General features: G+C 72.9%; 20 protein-coding genes. 2 read left to right on the plus strand and 18 right to left on the minus strand.

All coding sequences use genetic code 11. From position 1 onward, the window contains the following. The gene (locus tag Plo01_RS38045) at window positions 1–2733 is read right to left on the minus strand and encodes a multicopper oxidase domain-containing protein (RefSeq protein ID WP_239317869.1); all 2733 of its coding nucleotides are present in this window, start codon (window positions 2731–2733) and stop codon (window positions 1–3) included. Beyond that, window positions 2673–3974, minus strand: a complete 1302-nt coding sequence (locus tag Plo01_RS38050) for a DUF8744 domain-containing protein (RefSeq protein ID WP_203895653.1) — start codon at window positions 3972–3974, stop codon at window positions 2673–2675. The genes Plo01_RS38045 and Plo01_RS38050 overlap by 61 nt, the downstream gene beginning before the upstream one ends. Before the next feature lie 158 nt (window positions 3975–4132). Between Plo01_RS38050 and Plo01_RS38055 the strand changes: the two genes are divergently transcribed. Further along, window positions 4133–4552, plus strand: a complete 420-nt coding sequence (locus Plo01_RS38055; RefSeq protein ID WP_203895654.1) for a pyridoxamine 5'-phosphate oxidase family protein — start codon at window positions 4133–4135, stop codon at window positions 4550–4552. Between the two features lie 81 nt (window positions 4553–4633). Here Plo01_RS38055 and Plo01_RS38060 read toward each other — a convergent pair whose 3' ends face one another. The 15 genes from Plo01_RS38060 to Plo01_RS38130 form a co-directional block, all read right to left on the minus strand. Next, window positions 4634–5866, minus strand: a complete 1233-nt coding sequence (locus Plo01_RS38060) for a TIGR04053 family radical SAM/SPASM domain-containing protein (protein WP_203895655.1) — start codon at window positions 5864–5866, stop codon at window positions 4634–4636. Between the two features lie 53 nt (window positions 5867–5919). Next, complete coding sequence (locus Plo01_RS38065; RefSeq protein ID WP_239317871.1) at window positions 5920–7404, minus strand: nitronate monooxygenase; 1485 nt, start codon at window positions 7402–7404, stop codon at window positions 5920–5922. A 233-nt stretch (window positions 7405–7637) separates the two neighbouring features. After that, window positions 7638–8132 (minus strand): hypothetical protein, encoded by a 495-nt coding sequence (locus Plo01_RS38070; RefSeq protein ID WP_203895656.1) that lies wholly within the window; start codon window positions 8130–8132, stop codon window positions 7638–7640. A gap of 328 nt (window positions 8133–8460) precedes the next feature. Further along, the gene (locus tag Plo01_RS38075; RefSeq protein ID WP_203895657.1) at window positions 8461–9039 is read right to left on the minus strand and encodes a nitroreductase/quinone reductase family protein; all 579 of its coding nucleotides are present in this window, start codon (window positions 9037–9039) and stop codon (window positions 8461–8463) included. Between the two features lie 120 nt (window positions 9040–9159). Next, window positions 9160–10854: a sensor histidine kinase gene (locus tag Plo01_RS38080; RefSeq protein ID WP_203895658.1), complete on the minus strand. Its 1695-nt coding sequence runs from the start codon at window positions 10852–10854 to the stop codon at window positions 9160–9162. 185 nt (window positions 10855–11039) lie between these two features. Then, window positions 11040–12284 (minus strand): MFS transporter, encoded by a 1245-nt coding sequence (locus Plo01_RS38085; protein WP_275415459.1) that lies wholly within the window; start codon window positions 12282–12284, stop codon window positions 11040–11042. A 452-nt stretch (window positions 12285–12736) separates the two neighbouring features. Continuing rightward, window positions 12737–13549: a DUF2249 domain-containing protein gene (locus Plo01_RS38090; protein WP_203895659.1), complete on the minus strand. Its 813-nt coding sequence runs from the start codon at window positions 13547–13549 to the stop codon at window positions 12737–12739. 110 nt (window positions 13550–13659) lie between these two features. Continuing rightward, window positions 13660–14592, minus strand: coding sequence for a cysteine synthase A (cysK, locus tag Plo01_RS38095; protein WP_203895660.1), 933 nt, complete (start codon window positions 14590–14592; stop codon window positions 13660–13662). Further along, window positions 14589–15161, minus strand: coding sequence for a serine O-acetyltransferase EpsC (gene epsC, locus Plo01_RS38100; RefSeq protein ID WP_203895661.1), 573 nt, complete (start codon window positions 15159–15161; stop codon window positions 14589–14591). Before epsC ends, cysK begins: the two co-directional genes overlap by 4 nt. 465 nt (window positions 15162–15626) lie before the next feature. Further along, window positions 15627–16073, minus strand: a complete 447-nt coding sequence (locus Plo01_RS38105; RefSeq protein ID WP_203895662.1) for a hemerythrin domain-containing protein — start codon at window positions 16071–16073, stop codon at window positions 15627–15629. Window positions 16074–16243: 170 nt separating this feature from the next. Continuing rightward, window positions 16244–16609 (minus strand): GvpU-like protein, encoded by a 366-nt coding sequence (locus Plo01_RS38110; protein WP_203895663.1) that lies wholly within the window; start codon window positions 16607–16609, stop codon window positions 16244–16246. Window positions 16610–16804: 195 nt separating this feature from the next. Continuing rightward, the gene (locus Plo01_RS38115; protein WP_203895664.1) at window positions 16805–17425 is read right to left on the minus strand and encodes a vitamin K epoxide reductase family protein; all 621 of its coding nucleotides are present in this window, start codon (window positions 17423–17425) and stop codon (window positions 16805–16807) included. Further along, window positions 17425–18192, minus strand: coding sequence for a DsbA family protein (locus Plo01_RS38120; RefSeq protein WP_203895665.1), 768 nt, complete (start codon window positions 18190–18192; stop codon window positions 17425–17427). Before Plo01_RS38120 ends, Plo01_RS38115 begins: the two co-directional genes overlap by 1 nt. 256 nt (window positions 18193–18448) lie before the next feature. After that, window positions 18449–19114 (minus strand): CBS domain-containing protein, encoded by a 666-nt coding sequence (locus Plo01_RS38125; protein WP_203895666.1) that lies wholly within the window; start codon window positions 19112–19114, stop codon window positions 18449–18451. Between the two features lie 470 nt (window positions 19115–19584). Next, window positions 19585–20532 carry a helix-turn-helix transcriptional regulator gene (locus Plo01_RS38130; protein ID WP_203895667.1) on the minus strand — a complete coding sequence of 316 codons (948 nt, stop codon included), beginning with the start codon at window positions 20530–20532 and terminating at the stop codon, window positions 19585–19587. A 189-nt stretch (window positions 20533–20721) separates the two neighbouring features. Here Plo01_RS38130 and Plo01_RS38135 point away from each other — a divergent pair, with 189 nt between their 5' ends. Beyond that, on the plus strand, window positions 20722–21666 hold the full coding sequence (locus Plo01_RS38135; RefSeq protein WP_203895668.1) for an alpha/beta fold hydrolase: 945 nt from the start codon (window positions 20722–20724) through the stop codon (window positions 21664–21666). Between the two features lie 139 nt (window positions 21667–21805). Here Plo01_RS38135 and Plo01_RS40755 read toward each other — a convergent pair whose 3' ends face one another. Next, entirely contained in the window at window positions 21806–22084 is a 279-nt protein-coding gene (locus Plo01_RS40755; protein WP_275415460.1) for a universal stress protein, read from the minus strand. Window positions 22085–22263: the final 179 nt, after the last annotated feature.

Genomic DNA, 22263 nt, shown 5'->3' on the forward strand with positions numbered 1-22263 from the left:
TCACGGCGCGCTCACCTCGAACAGGCCGTGCGCCCCGCCCTCGGCCTGACGCATCGTGTGGTCCACCACCGGATAGGTGCCCGGCTCGGGGAAGACCAGTTCGGCGAAACCGCCTTGGGCCGGGGCCAGGTCCAGCACCTGCGCGCCGCCCGGATCACCGGCGCGCAGCAGGTAGGCGCCCTCCTTGTAGACCGTGTCGAACGGCGCGCCGACCACGTGCAGCGCGGTGCCCGAGCTCGGCCCGGCGGCCACCGCCCAGATCCGCACCCGCTCCCCCGCTCTCGCCTTCAGCGGTGCGTGATCGTACCCGGCGGCGGTCCCGTTGAACATCCACCCGTCGGGGCGGCCTTCGCGGATCTTGGCGACCTGCGCGTCACCGCCCGGCTCGCCCAGGTGCAGTTCGCCCTGGACCAGCAGGAACTCCCGGTCCGCCCTCGCCAGATCCGGCGGATCGATCACCACCGCCCCGTACATGCCGCCTGCGATGTGCTGGGTCATCGGCATGGTCGAGCAGTGGTACAGCCACGCCCCGGCGTGCTCGGCGCGGAAGCGGTAGGTCAGCCGCTCGCCCGGCGCGATGGTTCGCATCACCCCGTCGGGGGCGTTGGCCCCGGCGTGGAAGTCGATGCCGTGGCTCATCGTGCCTCCGTTGACGAACGTCACCGTGAACACGTCCCCGATCTTTCCGCGCAGCACCGGCCCGGGCACGGTCCCGTCGAACGTCCACACCCGCTGCCGCACCCCGGGCGCGACCTCCCGCACGACGCTGTCGTCCACCCGGATCTCCACCGCGTGCTCGGCGCCGCCGGGCGCGGGCTCCAGGGTCGCGTCGTACGGCTTCCACCCCGGCGAGAAGGGCGCCGCCAGGTCGAGGCGGACGGGGGCGGCGGCCGCCGGATCCGGGGATGCCGCCCGCGCGTCCCCGTCCTCCGCACTGTGCCCGGTGTGCCCGGTTCCAGGGGCCGCCGCGTCCATCGGCCCGTCCGTGGACCGGGCGAGGGCTCCGGCCGGGACGATGCGCATCGTCATGCCCGCGGCGCGGTGCCCGGCCACGGTGCACCAGCCCTCGACCGTCTCCCCCAGCGGCGCCAGCGTCAGCGTCGCGCTCTGCCCGGCGGCCAGCATCGGCGTGCGCTCACCCGTGGCCAGGCGCAGGTCGTGCCGCTGGGCGTCGGCGTTGGTCACCCGCAGCGTCAGCACCGTGCCCGCCGGGGCCTCGATCACCGCCGGGCGGATGCTCATCCCCGACAGCGTCACCTCTACCGTCCGGGAGCCCGTGGCCGTCACCGTCGTCGCCGGCCCGGACCCGCCCGTGGCCGCCACGACGACCGCGGCGGCCGTCAGCACGCACCCGGCGGCCACCCCGGCCAGCGCGGGCCGGCCCGCCGTACGGCCCGGCCCGCCGTCCCCGGGCTCCGCCGCCCCGTCCCGTGGGACGGCGAGTGCACGCGAGCGGACCAGCGCGGCCACCGCCAGGATCACGAACGCCGCCACCGAGGCCGCCACCAGTGCCCACCCCAGCAGGAGCAGCGGCGCGGGGACCCGCAGCGCCAGCAGCACCACCCCGGCGTTCAGCGCCGCCAGCCGGACGGCCCAGCCGCGCTCCAGCAGCGCCGCGTTCTCCTTGAACCGGGCCGGTCCGCCGCCCAGCACCGCGGGCAGCAGGTGCAGCAGCGACCCCAGCAGCACCTGCGCGACGAATCCCACCAGCACCAGCGGGATCAGCGGCTCCAGTGCGGCGGCCACCTCGCCCGGCGGGCGGGTGGCCACGACCACCAGGTCGACGGCCAGCGCCACCTCGAACCAGACGATCGCCGCCCCCAGCGTCCAGGCCGCCCCGGTGTGCGGGCGGCGCGCCCGCACCGCCTCGGCCAGCGGCGCCGCCGCGGCCAGTGCTCCGGCCGCGTACGCCGCCAGCCCGGCCGCCGCCACCCATCTCAGGTCCGCCAGCAGGCCCGCCACGGCCACCGCCAGGCCCGGCGCCGCCAGCCGCAACCCGGCCCGCGACGCCTTACGGGTGCCCTCCGGCATCCGGGTGCGCAGCACCGTCGGCCACAGCGTGAACAGCGTGCCGAGCACGGTCAGGCCCACCCAGCCCAGCAGGTTCACCTCGGCGTGCGCGGCGTGCAGCCGCTCGTGCGCCGCGCCGTGGCCGACATGCGCGGCCAGCAGCCCGCCCAGCGTCCCGCCGGCCGCCAGCGCCCCGGCCGCGGCCACGTACCAGCCGATGACGTGGCCGAACCGGCCGGGCAGCGCCCGCCGTACCAGCATCACCAGCACCGCCGCGTGCCACAGCACGACCCCCACGACCGCGCCCGCGCCGACCGCCGCCACCGGCCACGGGCCGACGGCCACCCCGGCCAGCACCGCCACCGTCCCGGCGTTCAGCACCGCCAGCCGGGTCAGGCTCCATCGCGGCTCCGGCGTGCGGGCCCGCAGCAGCGCGACGGTGAAATGCTCGCTCCAGATCAGGATCGCGGTGCTGACCGCCCCCAGCAGGAACACGTGGATCAGCAGCCAGCGCGGCGCGGGCAGCGCCTCACCGGCCAGCGCCACGACCACCGTCAGGGCCAGCCAGCCCACCACGATCGCGTTGGCCCGCAGATGCCACGACGCGCGGCGCGGCGGGGCCGCCGTCGGGGGCCCCTTCTCGATGCGTATCCCGACCGAGGTCACCCCGGCCACCTCCCTATCGACGACCCGGTGCGCGAGCGCGCCACCGCGACCGCGCACCCGGCGAACATGAACAGAGCGACCTCCGCGAGCACCCCGCCCGCCGTGCGCATCCCACCGGCACCGGCCAGGTCCCCTGCGACGCGGACCGCCACCGCGGCGTGCAGCACCGTCAGCGGCAGGTACAGCACCGGCCGGTACGGCAGGCGCACCCGCAGCACCGCCGGCAGGATCACCGGCGCGTGCCCGAACACCATGGACATCACGAACCCGAGGAACAGCGCGTGCAGCGCCGCGTCGTACAGGTACGACCCGGCCGCCGGCCCGCCCGCCGCCCACAGCACCCCGGCCGCCGCCAGCCAGCCGTACCCGGCCAGCAGGCACACGGCCGCATACCGGGGCAGGCCGCGCCCGCGCACCGTGCGGCGGGCGACATCGTGCCAGGCCAGCCAGGCCGCCACCGCCGTCATCGCCGCACCGGCGATCCGCGTCCCCGCGCCCGGCTGCCACACCGAGGCCAGTGCCCCGGCGCCCAGCACCGCGCAGGCCGCCAGCAGCCCGTCCGAGGCCCCGCGCCGCAGGAACGCCACATGCGCCAGTTCCAGCCGCTCCCCGGCGATGGTCAGCACGTGGAAGGCGGCGAACCACACCACCAGGTCCGGCACCGGCCGTCCGCCCAGCCACAACAGCCCGCCCGCGTACCAGGCCAGCGCCCCGCCCGACTGCACGAGCGTCTCGCGGCTCACCCGCCGGCCCAGCAACGCCGCATACACCCCGACCAGCCAGCCGCCGCCGGCCGTCAGCATCAGCCGGCCCACCTGCTCGGCCCCGGCCGCCAGCGCCACGGCGCCCAGCGCCGACAGCGCCGGAGCGGCATACCCCCACCGGCTCCGCAGCGCGACCGCCCGCTCCAAACTGATCAGCGTGCCCAGGAAGCCCAGGGCCATCAGCGGCCCGTGCTGCTCGGTGAACGCCACCGGCGCGGGGATCTCGGCGACCAATAGCGCCAGCCCCCCGTACAGGCCGGCCAGCAGGGCGACGGCGGCACCGGCCAGCAGAGGAAGCCGTGCGAGGGCCGGGCGGGCGCGGACGCCGGATCCGGGCGTCGGGCGCGCAGCGGCCGGGGGCTCGGGAGCCGAGGGCTCGAAGGCCGGGACGTCCTGCGGGGGCGGGCGGCGCCCGCAGGACGGTGCCGTCATCGGTTCTGTGGCCACGACTGGGTTCTCTCCGCTGGTCATCACGAGGGCGCGCCACGTGGGAGGCGCGTGGGCGAAGGCGTCGTCCTTCACGCTAGTCCGCACCGCTGCTGAGCGGATCAGGCTCAAAGACCGCTGTCCCGGGGACCAAAGTCCTTCGTCGCCCCCGCGCGGGCCGGACCGCGCGGAAGGGACATCGGCGCAGGCAGGAGAGGACTTTAGTCCCTGCCCGCGCATGTGGACGATCAGCGATCCTGGAAGGTATGAAACTTGACTCTGCCGGTCTGCAGGTGCTCTCCCACGGGGAGTGCATGGCCCTGCTGGCGACGACGCCGATCGGGCGGATCGTCTTCACCGACCGCGCCCTGCCGGCGGTGCAGCCGGTCAACTTCGTGCTGGACGGCATGGATATCGTCATCCGCACCACGGCCGGCTCCAAGCTGGCCGCCGCGACCCGCCGCGCCATCGTGGCCTTCGAAGCCGACGAATTCGACCCGCAGGGCCGGACCGGCTGGTCGGTGACCGTGGTGGGACACGCGCGGGCGGTGGACGACCCGGTGGAGACCGAGCGGTTGGCGGGGCTGCCGCTGACGCCGTGGGCGCCGGGCAGCCGGGAGCATTTCATCGTCATCGCGGCCGAGCAGGTCTCCGGCCGCCGCATCGCCGACGCTGCCGGCGGCTGAAGCCGCGCACGGCTCCCCGGGCCGTGCCGCCACGCCGGCCGCGGAGCGGGACGTCCGGGGCCGGCGTCGCGTCCCGGCCTCTCACGCTCCGGCGGCCGTGCCGAGGTGACCCGCCAGCTCGTCCTGGTAGGGGAAGGTCCCGGGCGTATACGAGCACCAGGGCTCCTCGGCGAAGACGTCACCGCCGGTGGCGTAGGCCCGGGAGCGGGAGCCGCCGCACACGGTGCGGAACTCGCAGGCTCCGCACCGGCCGGTCAGCCGGTCGGGGTCGCGCAGCGCGGTGAACACCGGGGAGGCCCGGTAGATCTCGGTCAGTGGCCGCTCCCGGACGTTGCCGGCGGGCAGCGGCAGGAACCCCGAAGGGGAGACCTCTCCGGTGTGGGAGACGAACACCAGGCCGCGGCCGGCGCCGACGTCGATCGGCGGGCGGCGGGTGCGGGTGGCGCGGACCAGGCCGGAGCGTACGGCGCGCCGCCGCAGGCTCCGGTAGAGCGGCCCCAGGCCGAGCGCGGCGACGTGGTCGGCGCCGCGCTCGTGCAGGATGTGCCGTTGGATGGCGACGCGACGGAAGTGGTGGGCCTCGGTGGCCTTGACCGGGACGGCGGCTCCGATGTCGTAGGCGAAGTTCAGCACGTCCTCGGTCTCGGCGGCGGTCAGCGAGGTCAGGTTGCGGCCCCGGCCGGTGGGGACGAGCAGGAACAGGCTCCACAACAGCGCTCCGCGGTCGCGGATCAGCCGGGCGATGTCGGGCAGGTCCATCAGGTTGGTGCGGGTGACGGTGGTGTTGATCTGCACTTTGAGGCCGGCCTCGCGGGCCCGCTGCCAGGCGTCGAGGGTCCGGCCGAACACGCCGCCGAAGCCGCGGAAGTCGTCGTGACGGGCGGCGGTGGCTCCGTCCAGGCTCAGGGAGATGACGTTCGTGCCGGCCTGACGCAGGCGGGTGAGGCTGTCGGCGGTGAGGGCGGGGGTGGCCGACGGGGAGACCGACGGGGACAGGCCGAGCTCGCGGGCACGGCGGACCAGGTCGTACAGGTCGGGCCGCTCGAAGGGGTCGCCCCCGGTGATGACGAACAGCGGGGCGGAGCGGCCGAAGGAGGTGATCTGCCGCATCAGGCCGACGGCCTCGGCGGTGGTCAGTTCGCCGGGGTCGCGGTCGGGCCGGGCCTCGGCCCTGCAGTGCAGGCAGGCCAGCGGGCAGGCGCGGGTGGCCTCCCAGATGACGATGAACGGGGCGGTGGCGACGTCGCGGTGGACGTGCCGGACCGGGCGCGGGCGCCGTTCCCCCGCGTCCGGCGCGTCTGCCGCGTCCGTCATACCAGGGACGGCGGTCTCCCGTCCGGAGGGGGCCGCTGGGTTCGCCGGTGGGTTCACGGTGCGGTCCCTTCGCCGCGGCCGGTGCCGAGCAGGTGCTCGACGACGTCGGCGGCGGTGTGGTCGTCAGGCAGGTCGGTGAGGAAGTCGAGGTCGGTGCCGAGGGTGAGCAGCGGCGGCTCGGTGCGGCCGTCGGGCCGGTGCTGGCCCAGGCCGACGGCGCTGACCAGGCCGTTGCACAGGCAGCGGCGCCCCTCGGTGTCGGCCGGGGTGCGGCCCTTGCGCAGATGCGTGCCGACGGGTTCGGCCGGGCAGCGGTAACCGAGCGCGCCGTCTGGTTTGAGGTACGGCGTGCGCAGGTGCCCCAGGTCGCACAGACGCGGGCGATCGGCGTAGACGGCGGCGTCGGACAGAGTGCCGGGGACGTCGGCGACTTTGAAGGGGAACCCGGCCGGTGAGGCGTGCGGGTCGTTGCGCACGGTCAGGACGCCGTCGGCGGCGCGGCGCAGCAGGGTGCGCCTGAGGGTGTCGTCCAGGCCGGATTCGCGGCACAGTGCGAAGGCGGTTCCGACCTGGACGCCGGTGGCGCCGCACAGCAGCGCCCGGGCCAGGCCGCGGGGACCGGCGTAGCCGCCGGCCAGCCAGAACGGCAGACCGAGCGCGGCGATCTTGGCGGTGTCGGGACGGTCCCGGGGCCCGTACACGGGTTCACCGCTCTCCCCCAGGCGCATCCGGCCGCGTGGAGGCGCGCTGTGGCCGCCGGCGGCGGGGCCTTCCAGGACGAAGCCGTCGGGCCGGGTCTCGGGCCGGCGCGCCAGGTAGGCGGCCAGGACGTCGGAGGAGACGATGGCCAGCAGCCGGGGCCGTTTCAGTGCGGGCAGCCGGGTCCCCGCCAGCAGGGAGGCCGGGTCGAGGCCGGTGGCGTACCGGTCGGATGAGGCGGCCTCGGCGACGGTGACCGACACCTCGGCCGGGCGATGGGCGGCGAGCGCGTCGAGCAGCCGGGGGATCTCCGAGGGGATGCCCGCGCCCATGAGCACGTAGTCGGCTCCGGCCAGCAGCGCGCCGTAGGTCGCGGCGGGCGTCGCCATCTGGATCTTCTCCAGGTAGTTGACGCCGACGGGGCCGTCGTGTCCTTCGCGGGCGAGGAACACCTCGGCGAAGTTGGCTGCGACGGTGAGTTCGGTGCGGTCGCGGTTCGGGCGCAGGCCGAGGCGGGGCACGGGCCGGTACGGCGTGCCGGGGGCGATGCCGCCTTCGACGTGGTAGCGGGCCAGGACGCGGTCGGCGACGCCGGGCAGGGGCAGGGCGGCCAGCGCGCGGCGCAGCTCGCCGCCGGGATCGCCCTGCTGCAGGCGGCGGGCGAGCATGACGTCCAGGGCGACGCCCGAGACCACGCCGAGCTGGCCGGTGCGGGCCACGGCCCGGGCCAGGCGCCATCCGGACACGCCCACCCCCATGCCGCCCTGGATGATCCGGGGAAGCCTGTCCGGGAACGCGGCGCCGGTGGGCGACTCGGCGGACGGTTCGGCGATCGTCACGGGGAAACCTCCTGCTCGGCGGCGGGTCGGCCGACGCGGCACCGGCCGCTCCGGCCGGATGCGGGCGCGAGAAAGAGTCAACCGGGCCGGTGCACGGGCGGCGTAGTGACCAAAGTCCCGAAGGCGGAGGCCCCCGGTCACCTGCCGATGTCTGCTGCGGCGAAGGGCGCCGAGCCGTCGGCGATGCCGGCACGCGATCCACCGTGAAACGGATGCCGCCCTGCGGTGGATCGTTACTGCGCCGCGGACAGGACGGTGCCCGCCGCGACGAGCGCGGCGCCGCTGCCCATCAGCACCGCGCCCAGGCCGATCGCCAGGGAGGTGACCTGCCAGGCCTGGTAGGCGCTCATCAGCGAGGCACGCAGCGTCTCACCCATGAACGCGGTCTGGCGCAGTTCCGCGAGTTTCTCGTCCTTGCCGCCGGCGGCGTGCAGGTCGGCGCTGATCTCCGAGTAGCTGCGCCCGCCGGTGGCCTTGCGCACGTTGCCTCCGATCATCTCGGAGAAGACGCGGGCATGGGTGCCGTTCTCCACCCGGCGTCCGGCGTAGCGGCCGTGCTCGGCGGGCAGGCCCTTCTCCGGGAAGGTGATCTTCTGACGGATGAGCTCGTCGCGGATCTCCTCCTTGCCCCGCATGCCGCGCACCGTCATCACGGCGCCGGCCGTCAGCATCCCGACGCCGACGCCACCCAGCAGCAGCATCAGCGTCAGCCCTCGTACGTTGTCCACCGGTCGTTCTCCTCGCCGATTCACGATGAAAGTCATGGGACGGCCGGCCTGCGGCCGGTCCGACGCAGGATCCTCTTCGAGAGGTCCGCAAGGAAAGGATGCGGTCTCAGTACGTGCGGCGGGCAGGGCCGCCGGTCCCCGATGTTCGGGCTGAAAGTCCCATCGACGGACTCGGGCGGCCGGGGAAGGGAGATTTCCGGCAGCGGACGGAGGACCGCCGACCCCCTCACCGCAACTGCACGGTGCGCGCGTTCGGAGGGGCTCAGGTTCGGAGGGGCTCAGGCGTGCCCCACTGGAACAGCCGACGCAGGAGCAGACGAGGGGAAGGTCACGACGGCGGGCCGACGGAGGAACCCTCTGCCGTGGGAGCGGTGTCCCCTCGAAGATCCCGGTCCCGCTCTTCCAGGCGGATCCGGATCGCGACGGCGTCGCCGGCCCAGGCCGACTGCGCGGCCCCGGCGGGACGACCGGGCATCGCCGACATCGCCAGCAGAACCTGAGTGACCTGCCCGATGTCCGTGAAGACCCGGGCGGTCCCCCACCGCTCACGCCCGCGCAGGAGCACACGGACCGGCGCCCCGCCGACCAGGTTGCGCCACCACCGGCGTCCCGTACGGCTGACCAGCAGCAGCTCACCGTCCTGCTCGGCGTAGCCGACGGGCACCGTGATCTCCCTGCCGCTCCTGCGGCCCCGCACGGTCAGCAGCACCACCGCATCGTCCAGCAGCACGTGCAGCGGCGAGCGGGCCAACCTCCGCACGACCGGGTTGACCAGACGGTTCCGGAGCCGGTCCGTCAGACGTCGCCGCACCGCCACCCGGCCGAGGTCACCCCCGGTCAGGGGCCTCCCGAACGGCAGCGCCGTACCGCCCGCCCCCACCGCGTGTTCCGTCGTATGCGCCGTCATGTCCGCACCTCCTTGAGGGTCCTCCTGTGATTCGACCCTCCCGGCGGCCCGGCGCGCTGCGGCCCAAAGGCCCTGCCGCGAGGGACCTCCGTCCTCTGACCGCCCTGACCTCTCCCGCGTTCATCCCCGCCGCAGGGGCACCCGCCAGCGCAGGCGGCTCCCGCCGCCCTCGGCCCGCTCTGCGGTGAACGCGCCGCCCAGGCGCTCGGCCCGCTCGGCGAGGTTGCGCAGCCCGCTGCGCCGTCCGCCCTCGGGGATGCCGACGCCGTCGTCGGTCACCTCCAGCAGCAGCGTGCCCTCGCTGACCCCCACCAGCACCTGGACCCGGCTCGCCCGGGCGTGGCGGGCGACATTCGACAGCGCCTCGCGCAGCACCGCGCGCAACTGCTCCCCCACCTCGTCGGGCACCGTGTTGTCCAGGGGGCCCTCCATCCGGATGCCCGGCATGAAGCCGAGCTGCTCCCGCGACGCCTCCACCAGCTCCGTCACCTGGCCGCGCAGGCTGCGGACCTGACCGGCCTGCGGCGGCGTCTGCAGCGCGAAGATCGTGGAGCGGATCTCCTTGATGGTCTGGTCCAGCTCGTCCACCGCGTGCCGCATCCGGGCCGACGCGGTGGGGTCGTCCACCATCTTGACCGTGCTCATCAAGGTCATGGCGACCGCGAACAGCCGCTGGATGACCACGTCGTGCAGGTCCTTGGCGATACGGTCCCGGTCTTCCAGCAGGCCCAGCCGCTCGGCGTCACGACGCGCGTCGGCCAGCTCCAGCGCGACCGCCGCCTGCCCGCCCAGTGCCTCGGCCGTACGCAGGTCCATCTCGCTGAACGGCGGCGCCCCGGCCCGCTTGGCCAGGCTGAGCACCCCGCGGACCGCCTCCGGCTGACCCAGCGGCACGGCGATCGCCGGCCCCAGGGGCACCTGCTCCAGGTGCGCCGGATACGCCATGCGCTCTTTCACGTCCGGTGCGGTCTGCGAGTGCCCGGTGTGCGCCACGGCGGCGGCGAGAGAATCCTCCCGCGGCACCGCACAGCCGCGCAGGCGCTCGGCGCCGAGCCCTTCGGCGATCTCGATGCGCATGGTCTCCGCCAGGGGAAAGCTCACCGTGACCGTGTCGGCGCCGGTGAGCTCCATGGCGCGCCGGGCCATGACGGTGAGCACCTCACCCGGGTCCTCCCCCGACAGCAGGCCGGCGGTCACCTCCGCGGATATCCGCAGCCAGCCCTCCCGGCGCCGGCTCTCGTCGTACAGCCGGGCGTTCTCGATCGCGACGCCCGCGGCCGTGGCCAGCGCGCTGACCACGATCTCGTCCTCTTCGTCGAAGGGGGCGCCGCCGGCCTTCTCGGTCAGATACAGGTTGCCGAACACCTCATCCCGCACCGTGATCGGCACGCCCAGGAAACTGCGCATCGGCGGATGCCCCTCGGGAAAGCCGTAGGAGCGGGGATGCTCGGCCAGATCCGCCATCCGCAGCGTCCCCGGCTCCTTGATCAGCAGCCCGAGCAGGCCCTTGCCGTGCGGCCAGTGGTCGACTCGCGCGATCTCCTCCTCGGTCATCCCCACGGGGATGAACCGCTCCAGCGTGCCGCCCTCGCCGATCACGCCGAGCGCTCCGTAGCGGGCGTCGACCAGCGTGGTGGCCGCCTCGGTGATCCGCCGCAGCACGGTCTCCAGATCCAGATCGCCGCCGATCGAGACCACGGCCTCCAGCAGGGCGTGCACCCGGTCCCGGGTGGCCAGCACCGCCGCCAGCCGGCCCTGCAGCTCCGACAGCAGGTCATCCAGCCTCATGCTCGGCAGCAACGACTTCTCCCCCATCCCGGCTCCTTCTCCCCACCGCGTGAAGCTGGGCTTTCCCCTCCGGAGTCAGTCTTCCATCCGCCCGCGGCGGCGCGGAAAGCACCGTCGGTCCCGGCCCCCGTCGATGCCGGGCAGGCCGGGCCGCTGCCCGGGGAAGGCGACCGGCGGGCGCACCCGATCCCTCACCGGCGGGGACACGGGACTCAGCGCGGAGAGCGCTCCGCCGCTGCGCTCGCGCGCGGCCGGGCCGCGGCCCGCACCACGGTCATCGTCAGTACCAGCGTCATGAGCGACACCGCCGACAGCAGCGCCAGGCCCAGCCCGTAGGAGCCGAACCGGCCGTAGATGAAGCCCATCACCAGCGGCGGGACGAACCCGCCCAGGCCGCCCGCGGCGCCGACCAGGCCGGTCACCGAGCCCACCTTGTCGGCCGGTGCGACCTGCGCGACCAGCGCGAAGGTGGCGCCGCTGCCGGCTCCCAGCGCCGCCGCCATGGTCAGGAACGCGATCGTCCCCACCGGCATCAGGCCCGGCGTGAGAGCCTGCACCGCCGCGCAGACGGCGACCACGGCGAAGACGGCCGCCAGCACGGGCAGCGGCCCCATCCGGTCCGACAGCCAGCCCCCCACCGGGCGCATCACGACCGCCAGGAGCACGAAGCCGGCCATCCGGTTGGCGGCGTCGGCCTGCTCCAGCCCGTAGGCGCTCTGCAGATAGGCCGGCAGGTAGACGGAGAAGGCGACGTAGCCGCCGAAGGCCACCGCGTACAGCACGCACGCCTGCCAGGTGATCGGCAGCTTGGCGGTGGCGGCCAGGCGCGCCATCAGCGGCTGGGTCGGAACCGTACGGCCCGGCGCGTCCCTCAGCAGCGACCACGCCACGACGGCGTAGACGGCCAGGACCACGGCTGTCAGCAGGAACGGGGTGGCCGAGCCGCCGGTCTTGACCAGCGGCACCGTGGTCAGGGCGCTGATCGCGGTGCCGCCCATGCCCGCGCCGAAGACGCCGATGGCCAGGCCGCGCCGCTCGGGCGGGAACCAGGCGTTGACGAACGGCACGCCGACGGCGAAGGCCGTGCCGCCGATGCCCAGGAAGAACCCGCCCGCCAGCAGCGCCGCCAGCGAGCCCTGCCCGGCCACGCCGATGAACAGCACGGGGACGATGGTGGCGGCGGAGATCAGCGGGAACATCACCCGGCCGCCGAAACGGTCGGTCAGCGCCCCGACGGGGATGCGGCCCAGCGAGCCGACGATCACCGGGACCGCCACCAGCAGCGCCTGCTGGGAGGCCGACAGGCTCAGCAGCTCCTTGAACCGCGGCCCCAGCGGGCTCAGCAGCGCCCACGCCCAGAAGTTCACCGCGAATCCCACGGTGGCCAAGGTCAGCATCAGCGCCGGCCCGCGCGGAGGCCCGGCGGGAGCGGTGTGATGGGTGATGTCGGTGCTCATGGTGTTCGTCCTTGTCGTACTGGTGGATGTGCCCGGGGCACCGCGGCGGTTCCCGCTCTGCCCGGCGTGGATGCAGGTGGACGGGGCCTCGCGGGACTCGTCGTGTCGGCCGACTCTGCCGGGTGCGGAAAAGGGCGGGGGCCGTGCGGTGAGCCGCCGACCACGTGAGGAAGATGGCCGCCAGAGGTGATGTGCCGCCTCGGGCGCCGCTTCCATAGCCGTTTTCGTGGTGGCTGTTTTCGTCTTTCCGATTCCACCGCAGAGATCTGGACTTGGGCAGGGACGAAGGTCCTGCTTGTCGAGGTCTTTCCGCATGTGATCACTGATCGCCGTGCCCCGTCGATGCGGAGTCACACGCCTTGTCCTCCTTGCCGCTCTCCACCGGATGGGCCCGGATACGGCGGCCCCGGTCCCGATCCACCGACGCGTCGGCCGCCCTCGGCCGCCGGCGGTCAGGGGCGGCCGATGCGCACCCGCCACACCTGCGGACCGGACTCGGTGTACTCCCAGGTGAACTCACCGGGGTGCTCGGCGGCGAACTGGTAGTACAGGGGCTTCGGGTCATGGTCGTTGACCAGTACGAACGCCATGCCGGCGGGCAGTTCCCCGAAGGTGGCGAAGATCTGCGCGTGCCGCTGCGCCGGGACCAGGCGGCGCACGTCGAGCTCGCCGACGACGAGCCCCGAACCGCCGCCTGCGCCTTCCGCATCCTCCGCAGCCAGGTCCCGGGCACCGCACCCGCAGCCGCCGCACCCGCAGCCCTGCGGCTCGGCCGGCTCGGCCGACTCGGCCGACTCGCCGAGAATTTCGTGCATGCCCTCCAGCAGGACGGCGAGATCGACGCCGGCGTCGGCGAGCGCGGGCAACAGCAGCTCGTTCTCCTTGTTCAGATGCGCCTGGAACAGGGCGTTCAGCGCCGCCGCGGCGGCGACGATCTCTCCCCACGTGTCCGCCTGCTCCAGCTCACCGACCCGCTCGCGCAGCAGGATGTGCTCGTCGCGCATGGCCCGCACGAGCAGCCGGGTCGCGGGCAGCGTGTCGGCGACCCGGTACAGCGTCTCCTCCTCTGCCGCGGCGTGCGGAAGCACCTCCTCGGCGCAGAAGGCCACCAGCACCGCCTGGCGGGCGGACGGGGACTGCAGCTTGTCGATGGAGCGCGCGATGGTCACGGCGTGGTCGGAGACCGTCCGGCCGAGCCGGCCGTGGTGGGTGTGGATCGCCGCCAGGACGGCGTCCTGCGGGCCTGCTGTCGTCTGCGTGGTCATGGGGACTCCTTGTCCTGTTCGTTCTCCGGCCGGTGGGCCGGAGGTCATCGCGGGTGCCGGTGATGTCGCCGGCTTTCTCCGGGGCCGCCCGGAGATGGCGGGCAGACGCCCTACACGGTGAACAGCGGGGTGCTGAGGTAACGCTCGCCGGTGTCGGGCAGGACCACCACGACGAGGCGGCCCTCGTTCTCCGGCCGCGCCGCGACGACGGCGGCGGCGTGCAGGGCCGCGCCGCCGGACACCCCCGCGAGGATGCCCTCGGTCCGGGCCAGCCGCCGGGCGACCTCCCGGGCGCCGTCCACGTCGGTACGGAGCACCTCGTCGTAGACGCCCGTGTCCAGCACCTCGGGTACGAAGCCCGCGCCCAGGCCTTGGATGCCGTGCGGTCCCGGCTCGCCGCCGGACAGCACCGGGGACTCGGCGGGTTCGACCGCGACCACGTGCACGTCCGGTTTCTTCGCCTTCAGGAAGCGGCCCGCCCCGGTGACGGTGCCGCCGGTGCCGACGCCGCAGACGAGGATGTCGACCCGGCCGTCGGTGTCGTCCCAGATCTCCTGGGCCGTGGTGCGCAGGTGCACGTCGGGGTTCGCCGGATTGGCGAACTGCTGGGGCATGAACCAGCCGTGCTCGGCGGCCAGCCCGGTGGCCGCGGCGACCGCGCCCTTCATCCCGGCGGCGGCCGGGGTGAGGACGAGCTCGGCGCCGTAGGCGGCGAGCAGGGCCCGGCGCTCGACGCTCATGCTCTCCGGCATGGTGAGCGTCAGCCGGTAGCCCTTGGCCGCTGCCGCCATGGCCAGGCCGATGCCGGTGTTACCGCTGGTGGGCTCGACGATGTGCGCCCCGGGAGTGAGGCGGCCCGCATCCTCGGCCGCCTCGATCATCGCGCGGGCGATGCGGTCCTTGACGCTGCCGCCCGGGTTGGCGGACTCCAGCTTGGCGACGAGGTCGCCGGGCAGGTCCGCGCCGAAGCGCGACAGCCGGACCAGCGGGGTGCGGCCGATGAGGGACAGGACGCCGGGGTGGATCGCGGACACGGCGGTCATCTCCTGATGGTCGTGCGGGGAAGCGGGAGCGGGCGGATGTTCGAGGCGGCGGTGGTGACGGTGGTGACGGCAGAGGGCGGGGCCGAGACCCGGGCTCCGGCCGGCACGTCGGTCAAAACCAGGGCGTGGGCGCCGATGGAGGCGTCGTCGCCGATGTGCACGCGTCCGAGGATCGACGCGCCGACGCCGACGGTGACCCGGTCGCCGAGGACCGGGTGGCGGGCGGCGCCCTTGGCGTCGGAGTGGAAGCCCCGGCCGCCGAGGGTGACGTGGTGGTAGAGCGTGACGTCGTCGCCGACGACGGCGGTCTCGCCGATGACGACACCGGCCCCGTGGTCGATGAAGAGCCCGCGCCCGATGCGGGCGCCGGGGTGGATCTCCACGCCGGTCAGGGCGCGGGCGAGCTGGGCGATCAGGCGGGGTGCGAACGGCACGCCACGCCGGTGCAACCGGTGGGCCAGGCGGTGGGCCCACACCGCCCACAGGCCCGGATACAGCACGGCTTCGAGCACGCGGGCGCCGTACAGGGCGGGGTCGCGACGGCAGGCGGTACGGAGGTCTTCGAGCATGGGGGACGTCCTCGACGAGGTATCAGGTGATCGGCGCCGACCGGTCGCCGCAGGAGGGCCGGCATCGCAGGAGGCGGTGCCGGCCCTCAGAAGGGTCCTGTGCCGGAGAGGCGTTCGGCGCCGGACACGGGGGGACAGCCTGCGCCCGGAGGCGGCGTCAGGCCGTGGGACAGCGTTCGTCGAAGACCCGGCGGATGTGGAAGCCGGTCATGGGCGTCGCGAACCGCGAGCCGGCCAGGCGGCGGAGCGGAGGCGCATCGGACATGGCTGAAACGCTAGGTCCTGCCTGTCGGGCGGTGTCACCGCCGCAGGTCACCGCGGGCAGGGACCTTGGTCCCGGGGGCGGCGGGACCTTCGGCCCCCGGGTGGCCGCGGGCGGCCACCCCACGCCCGGGGCGGCCGCCCTCCGGGAGGCGCACGGCCTGCGGGGGCGAAGACCGTGCGTCTCCCGGAGGGCGGCCGTCTCTACCTCCCGACCGCGGGCTGCTGCGGGGTGATGCGGTCCCAGGCCTCGATCGACAGCATGATCACCGAGGCGGGGAACAGGCCGTGCTCCTCGCTGTCGATGTGCCGGTGCAGCTTCGTGAGCGCCTCCAGCACGGCCGTCCAGTCCGGAGCCGTACGGTCGATCGCACCGAACACCCCGTGGATCTCGTCATGCTCGGCGCAGAGCCGATCCACCGCCTCGGTCAGCGACCCCTCGGCGCGCAACTCGGCGAACAGCCCGTTCTCCTCGGTGGCGGTGTGCGGCAGCAGCCGGGCGAGCAACTCATCAAGGAGGGAGGTGGCCTCGCCGCACCGATCGTCGTTGATGGCCCGGCGCAGCGCCCCGGCGGTCTCCTCGATCTGCCAGTGCTCCTCGGAGAGCCTGCCGATCAGCGGGAAGTCCCGGCAGCCGCAGTAATTGCACATGGTGTGACCTCTCGATGTCCGTCAGCGATTCCAGGGTGCCCGGCGGCGGCCTGTTGAAGGCAGGGGAAGCCGACCTTTCCGGATAGGGCCGTTGGTCCCGGCGTCATGCCGCCGGCGCGTGAGCCTCAGGCCGGTCCCGAGGATGGAAGCCGCCCCACCAAGCCGGTCGGCTACCTCAGCGTGGACATATGGCCGCAGGACCATCCGCTGACGTCCGCGATCCGGATACGCCACCAGCCGCCCTCTTCCCCGGGAACCTCAGCACCCGTGACCAGGTGCGCGTTCCGCAGGTGCAGGAACTCCCCGCGAGCGGCCTCGCCCAGGTGCTCGAAGAGGAGGTTGAATCCCTTGACGTCCTCGGAGGCGAAGTCGTGTGCCCGGCTGATCTGCTGGGCGACGTTGGTGGCGAACTCCTCTGCGGAGATGAGTATCCCGGTGATGGGTGCGCCGTTGGCCGTCACGGTGATGCTGATACCGGATTGGGTGTGGGTCACGACATCTACGAGGGTCTGGAGTGCGACGTCTGATTTTGACATGAAGGAATATTACGCAACGTCACAGATGGAATACGTAAAGCCACCTCGATCCCCTCTCAGGAGCCGTGCGTCAGATCCCACGGTCTGCGCGACAGGCCATGACGGCACGAACCCGATCCCCGGCTCCGCGCAGGCGGGCAGGACTTCGCGCTCGGGAGCAGGGATCCACAACGAGTACTCCGGCTGCCGGCCCGGCTACCCGAACAGGGCGGAGCCGTACTTCGTCACCACCGCCAGGATCAGGACCAGGAGCCAGATGGTGACGGCGATGGCGTCCAGGTCGGCCTCGACGAACCGCGCGGCCGCCGCCTGCGCGCGGGGCGGCAGGAACAGGTTGCCGTCGCGGATGTTGACGTGGGTGAGCGTGGTGAACACCAGCGTCGTGGAGACGGTCACCAGCAGGCACCACGGGCACAGCGCGCCGATGACGAGCATCGACTGGGAGAACAGCCAGTAGGCGAAGATCACACCGAGGGTGTAGACCGCCTGGGCGGCGAACATGAACCAGCGCGGGAAGCGCACCCCGCCCAGACTCGCCACGGCGATGGTGATCACGACGGGTTCGGCCACCAGGCCCAGGAAGGCGTTGGGGAAGCCGAACAGCTGCGCCTGCCAGGAGGTGGCGACCGTCCCGCAGCTGATGACGGCGTTGATGTCGCACGACAGGCTGGTGCCGGGGTCGGCCGCCAGACGCAGCGCGTCGGCCGAGAGCACGAAGGAGGCGGCCAGGCTCAGGCACGCCGACACCAGCATGGTCCCGAACAGCCAGGCGTTCGAGTGCCGCAGCCCGTGCAGGCGGGCCAGGAGCACGGCCATCACTCGCCCTCGGCGGCGGTGACGGCCGCCGTCAGCGGCCCGGTCGTGTACAGGTCACCGGTGAACACCTCACCGTTGATCTTCACGGTGGGCGTGCCCTGGATGCCCGTCTGGAACACCGCGGCCGTCGAGGCCTCGACCCACGGCTGGAAGACCCGGCCGGCGAAGAGGTTCACGACGTCCTGCGGCACTCCGGCGTCGCGGGCCAGCTCGGCGATCTCGTCGTCGGACAGGCCGTCGCCGCCCTCGGCGGGCTGGTGGGCGAACAGCGCGGTGTTGAAGGCCAGGAGCTTGCCGGGCGCGTGGTCGGCCACCGTGGCGACGGCGTTGGCGGCCCGCGTGGAGTAGTCCGTCCCGTTGGACATCCGGTCCAGGAACGACAGCGGATACAGCTCCAGGCGCACCGTGCCGTCGGCGACCAGGCGGTCCAGCTCGCCGCTGTTGGCCCGCTCGAAGCGCCCGCAGAACGGGCACATGTAGTCGAGGTAGACCTCCAGCTTCACCGGGGCGGCGGCGTCGCCGACGGCGAGGGCTCCCCCGGCCGTGGCGATCGCCGGGGTGGCGCCCTCGCCCTGCGATGCCGCGGCGGTCCGGGAGTTCCCGCTCCCCGCCGCGTTGATCAGACTGATCACGATGGCCACCAGGAGACAGCCGATGATCACTCCGCCGCCTGCGACGATCGCGCGGCCGCGCTTCTTGCGGCGGCGTTCGGTGGCGGCCCGGGCGTCGCGTAGTTCCCGGGACTTGGTGCGTGTCTGCGTGCTCATGCGCTGTTCTCCCTTGGTCCTGCCGGGGTGGACGAAGGGCCGGGCGGCGTGCGGCCGCGGCGTCGTCCACATCCTCGATCGGCGCCGGTCGCGGTCTGAAGTCCGCTCCCTCGGGCGCTCACCGTCAACCTTCGTCAGGTCGCCGGTGATCCGCTGGGGCCGAAGGTCCTTTACCGGCGCGACCTCCGTCCCGGATCGGGCGCCCGGGCCCCGGGCGGCGCCCCCGATCCTGCGGGGCCTTCGCCCCTGCCGGTGTTCAGTAGAAGATCGGAGCGACGACGGTGCCGTCGCGGGTGACCTCCAGCTCCGACACGACGCCGACGACGCCCTCCACCCGGCGGACCGCCTCCACCAGCGGTGTGACCTGGGAGGCGTGCCCGACCCGGCCGCCGACCGTCACCACCCCGTCCCGCACGTCGATCGTGAACCCCACGGGGTCGAGTCCGCACTCCTCCCGCACCGCCTGCTCGACTTCGGTGCGCAGTTCCTCCGCCGGACGGGTGAAAACGCGCAGCAGGTCGCCCTGGTGCACGGTGCCGACCATCCGGCCGGTGACCGGATCGATCACCGGCAACTGCTTGATCCGCCGCTCGTGCATCAACCGGGCCGCCTCCCGCACCGGCGTGCCCGGCGTCACGGTGATCGCCGGAGCGCTCATCAGCTCGGCGGCGACCACGCCCGCCGCCTTGCGCAGTTCCTGGCGCCGCCGCTCACCCGCGAAGAAGGCGTGCCGTACCCGGCCCGTCTCCTTCAGCAGCAGATCGTCCTGCGACACCACGCCCACCGGCCGGCGGTCGGCGTCCAGCACCGCCACCGCCCCGACCGCGAAGCGCCGCATCACCGCGACGATCTCCGCGAAGGTCGCCTCCAGCCGCACCGCGATCGCCACCCGGCCCATCACGTCCCCGACCTGAGTGCTCATGACCGCTCTCCTCTCGTCCGGCGCGGCCCTGGCCTGTTCTCGCCGTCCGCCCGGAACCCGCCGGACGGTTCCCCGGAGCCGTCATCATCGGTGACGCTTCAAGGCCGCTCACCTGCCAGCATCCCGGCCCGGCATCGCCGGGCGGCAGAGCGGAACGTCCCTTCCGTGATGGACTTCCGGTCCTCATCCGCATGGTCTACGGACCAGGGGGACCGGAGCACCGGGCCCTGCGCCAAAGTGAAGAAGGTCACCAAGGCCGTGCGCCACCGCACCGGCACCGAGACCGGCGAGCAGAGCCGAGGGACCCCTCTACGTGATCATCGATCCGATCAGCCGGCAGGCGTCCCCGGAACGCATCGCGACGATCTTGAGGGCGCACTGGATGATCGAAGACAGGCTCCGCTCCGTCCAGGACGCCGCTTTCCGCGAGGACGCCTCCGAGATCCGCACGCCGACACCATGGGACGGCCTCAGCCGTATCGCTCGACGAGCGCGTTGCCGATCGAGGCCAGGCGGTCTCGCACACCCGGGGGGCCGGTCACTTCGAGCCATTCGACCAGCCCGGCGAGTTCGCCGGCGAGGGTGTAGTCGTCGTGGCCGCGGATCACGACGTCGATGCGTCCGTCGGTCGTGGTGCCTCCGACTTCGAGTCGGTCGCCGAACCCGATCCGGAGAATGCCTACGGCGTGGGGCACGCATACCGCCTGGACCTCCAGAGGTGTTCGTTTGCGGTCGATCTCGTCGGCGATCTCGCGCCAGCTCTCGGCGAGGTCGAAGTCCTCGGGCCGGTGCACGGGATCGCCGGTCGGGTCGGCGGACGACACGCGGTCGATCCGGAAGGTCCGCCGGCCGGTCTCGGTGTGGGAGACGAGATACCACGCCGGGCCTTTGGCGACGATGCCCAGCGGGTGGACGGTCCTCTCAGTTTCGACGCCTTTGCGGTCGACGTAGCCGAGCCGCACCTGGACGCCGCGGATCACCGCGTCCTGGAGTTCGTCGAGGAAGCGAGGCGGTCGGTGCTCGATCCGGCTCGACCCCCAGCGTTGCGGGTCCGTGACCAGCGACGACGCCGCCGCTTCGGCCTGCACCCGGAAGGGCTCCGGCAGGGCGTGGACGAGCTTGCGCAGAGCCGCTTTCACGGCCGGCGTCGCGGCCGAGGCCGGGCCGGCGACCAGGAACAGGGCGCGGGCCTCACCCGCGGTCAACCCGGACAGGTCGGTACGGGCGCCGCCCACCAGGCGCCAGCCGCCACCCCGCCCTTGCATGGAGTACACGGGCACCCCGGCCATGGCCAGGGCGTCGAGGTCGCGGCGGGCGGTGCGCTCGGAGACCTCCAGCTCCCGGGCGACCTCTGCCGCTGTCACCTGCTGGCGCCGTTGCAGCAAGAGGAGGACGGCCACCAGCCGGTCGGTTCGCACGCCGGCAACACTTTCACATGAAACCGGTCATGGGGTGACCGGTTTCGGTCGGCAGGATGGCGACATCACCTCACCGACGAGTCCCACTGCCCACGGCCGTATCGCCCCTCGACCCATCAGGGGTGCGCCGACGCCGTCTCCGGGAACCTTCGTCGCCCGAGCACGCCGAAAAGATGGAGAGGAAACACAATGTTCACCCCAGCCGATTTTCCCAAGCCCACCTTTATTTCAGTCAACGGTGTGGAACTCGAAGTCTTCGAGGCCGGACAGCGAAGTACGGAAAGGCCCATCGTTCTCTGTCACGGCTGGCCGGAGCACGCCTTTTCCTGGCGCCATCAGATGTCCGCCCTCGCCGCAGCCGGCTACCACCTCATCGTCCCGAACCAACGGGGCTACGGCAATTCATCCCGTCCCAGCGAAGTCACCGACTACGACCTCGAACATCTGGCGGGCGATCTCATCGCACTTCTCGATCACTATGGGTACGAAGACGCCACCTTCGTAGGTCATGACTGGGGGGCGTTCGTGGTGTGGGGACTGACCCTCCTGCACCCAGACAGGGTGAACAAAGTGGTCGCGCTCAGCGTGCCCTATCCCGAACGTGGAGAGCGGCCGTGGATCGAATCCATGGAGGCCACGCTGGGCGGCGACTTCTACTTCGTCCACTTCAACCGGCGGCCGGGCGTCGCGGACGCGGTGCTCGAAGAAAACACGTTCCAGTTCCTTCGCAACCTGTTCCGGAAGAACGAGCCCGCGAGCGAGCCTCAGCCGGGAATGGCGATGATCAACCTCGCCAGAGCGGGGACACCGCTCGGCGAGCCTCTCATGAGCGACAGCGAGCTGGCCGTCTTCGTCTCGGCCTTCGAATCGACAGGATTCACGGCGAGCATCAACTGGTACCGGAACGCCGACCGCAACTGGCACCTTCTGGCGGACGTGGACCCGATCATCCGACAGCCCGCGCTCATGATCTATGGCGACAGGGATCTGGTCTCACGGGGCGAGAACCTGGCGGAGCTCGTGCCCAACGTGGAGGTGGTCAATCTGGATTGCGGTCACTGGAGCCAGCAAGAGAAGCCGGAAGAAACGAACCAAGCGATTCTGAAGTGGCTGGAACAGCAGGATGCCACCTAGGCCCTGCATCACAGCCCGCTGCGGCGTCCTCGCCGTTCTGAAGCTCGTGTGCGCGTAGGAGACCGACAACGAACGAGGTCTCCGGTAAGAGGGCTGATCGGCCGAGAACAACCCGAATACCGGAGACCTCGCGGCCACCTCAGCGGTGAGCAGGCGGTTCGACCCGGCCGATGCGCGGTGGGCGGTGCGCGTGGTGCAGCAGCGAGTGGCTGACCGAGCCGAGCAGCAACCCGGTCAGGTCGCCGCGCCCGCGAGATCCCACCACCAGCAGACCCGCTCCGGCCGAGGTCTCCTTGAGCACATCCACCGGGTGACCGTTGACGGCCTGCGCGACCACCTTGACGTCCGGATAGCGCTCGCCCCGCCCGGCCAGCGCCTCGGCCGGCACCCGCTGCTCGCCGCCCTTCCGCCTCGACACGGGCGAAGAAGAGCCCGCAGGACCTCGGTCTCCGCCTGGAGGGACCGGCTTCCCCTCAGAGGGCGGGGAACCTCCGCTCACGGGACCGGAAGCGATTCCCGCTCCCCCGCTCCGGCGCAGCCTGCGCTGAAGGAAGGCACCGGAGACGTCCACGGAGCGATGATCACACCGACGGGACC

The sequence above is a fragment of the Planobispora longispora genome (assembly GCF_016863135.1).
GTDB classification, from domain to species: Bacteria; Actinomycetota; Actinomycetes; order Streptosporangiales; family Streptosporangiaceae; genus Planobispora; species Planobispora longispora.

What these genes read in the sequence shown, in the direction of transcription:
- Plo01_RS38135 (WP_203895668.1), top strand. Translation starts at nt 20,722, where the DNA reads ATGTTCACCCCAGCCGATTTTCCCAAGCCCACCTTTATTTCAGTCAAC.
- Plo01_RS38080 (WP_203895658.1), bottom strand. Translation starts at nt 10,854, where the DNA reads ATGGGGGAGAAGTCGTTGCTGCCGAGCATGAGGCTGGATGACCTGCTG.
- Plo01_RS38085 (WP_275415459.1), bottom strand. Translation starts at nt 12,284, where the DNA reads ATGAGCACCGACATCACCCATCACACCGCTCCCGCCGGGCCTCCGCGC.
- Plo01_RS38090 (WP_203895659.1), bottom strand. Translation starts at nt 13,549, where the DNA reads ATGACCACGCAGACGACAGCAGGCCCGCAGGACGCCGTCCTGGCGGCG.
- Plo01_RS38060 (WP_203895655.1), bottom strand. Translation starts at nt 5,866, where the DNA reads ATGACGGACGCGGCAGACGCGCCGGACGCGGGGGAACGGCGCCCGCGC.
- Plo01_RS38120 (WP_203895665.1), bottom strand. Translation starts at nt 18,192, where the DNA reads ATGAGCACGCAGACACGCACCAAGTCCCGGGAACTACGCGACGCCCGG.
- Plo01_RS38115 (WP_203895664.1), bottom strand. Translation starts at nt 17,425, where the DNA reads ATGGCCGTGCTCCTGGCCCGCCTGCACGGGCTGCGGCACTCGAACGCC.
- Plo01_RS38110 (WP_203895663.1), bottom strand. Translation starts at nt 16,609, where the DNA reads ATGTCAAAATCAGACGTCGCACTCCAGACCCTCGTAGATGTCGTGACC.
- Plo01_RS38105 (WP_203895662.1), bottom strand. Translation starts at nt 16,073, where the DNA reads ATGTGCAATTACTGCGGCTGCCGGGACTTCCCGCTGATCGGCAGGCTC.
- cysK (WP_203895660.1), bottom strand. Translation starts at nt 14,592, where the DNA reads ATGACCGCCGTGTCCGCGATCCACCCCGGCGTCCTGTCCCTCATCGGC.
- epsC (WP_203895661.1), bottom strand. Translation starts at nt 15,161, where the DNA reads ATGCTCGAAGACCTCCGTACCGCCTGCCGTCGCGACCCCGCCCTGTAC.
- Plo01_RS38125 (WP_203895666.1), bottom strand. Translation starts at nt 19,114, where the DNA reads ATGAGCACTCAGGTCGGGGACGTGATGGGCCGGGTGGCGATCGCGGTG.
- Plo01_RS38075 (WP_203895657.1), bottom strand. Translation starts at nt 9,039, where the DNA reads ATGACGGCGCATACGACGGAACACGCGGTGGGGGCGGGCGGTACGGCG.
- Plo01_RS38055 (WP_203895654.1), top strand. Translation starts at nt 4,133, where the DNA reads ATGAAACTTGACTCTGCCGGTCTGCAGGTGCTCTCCCACGGGGAGTGC.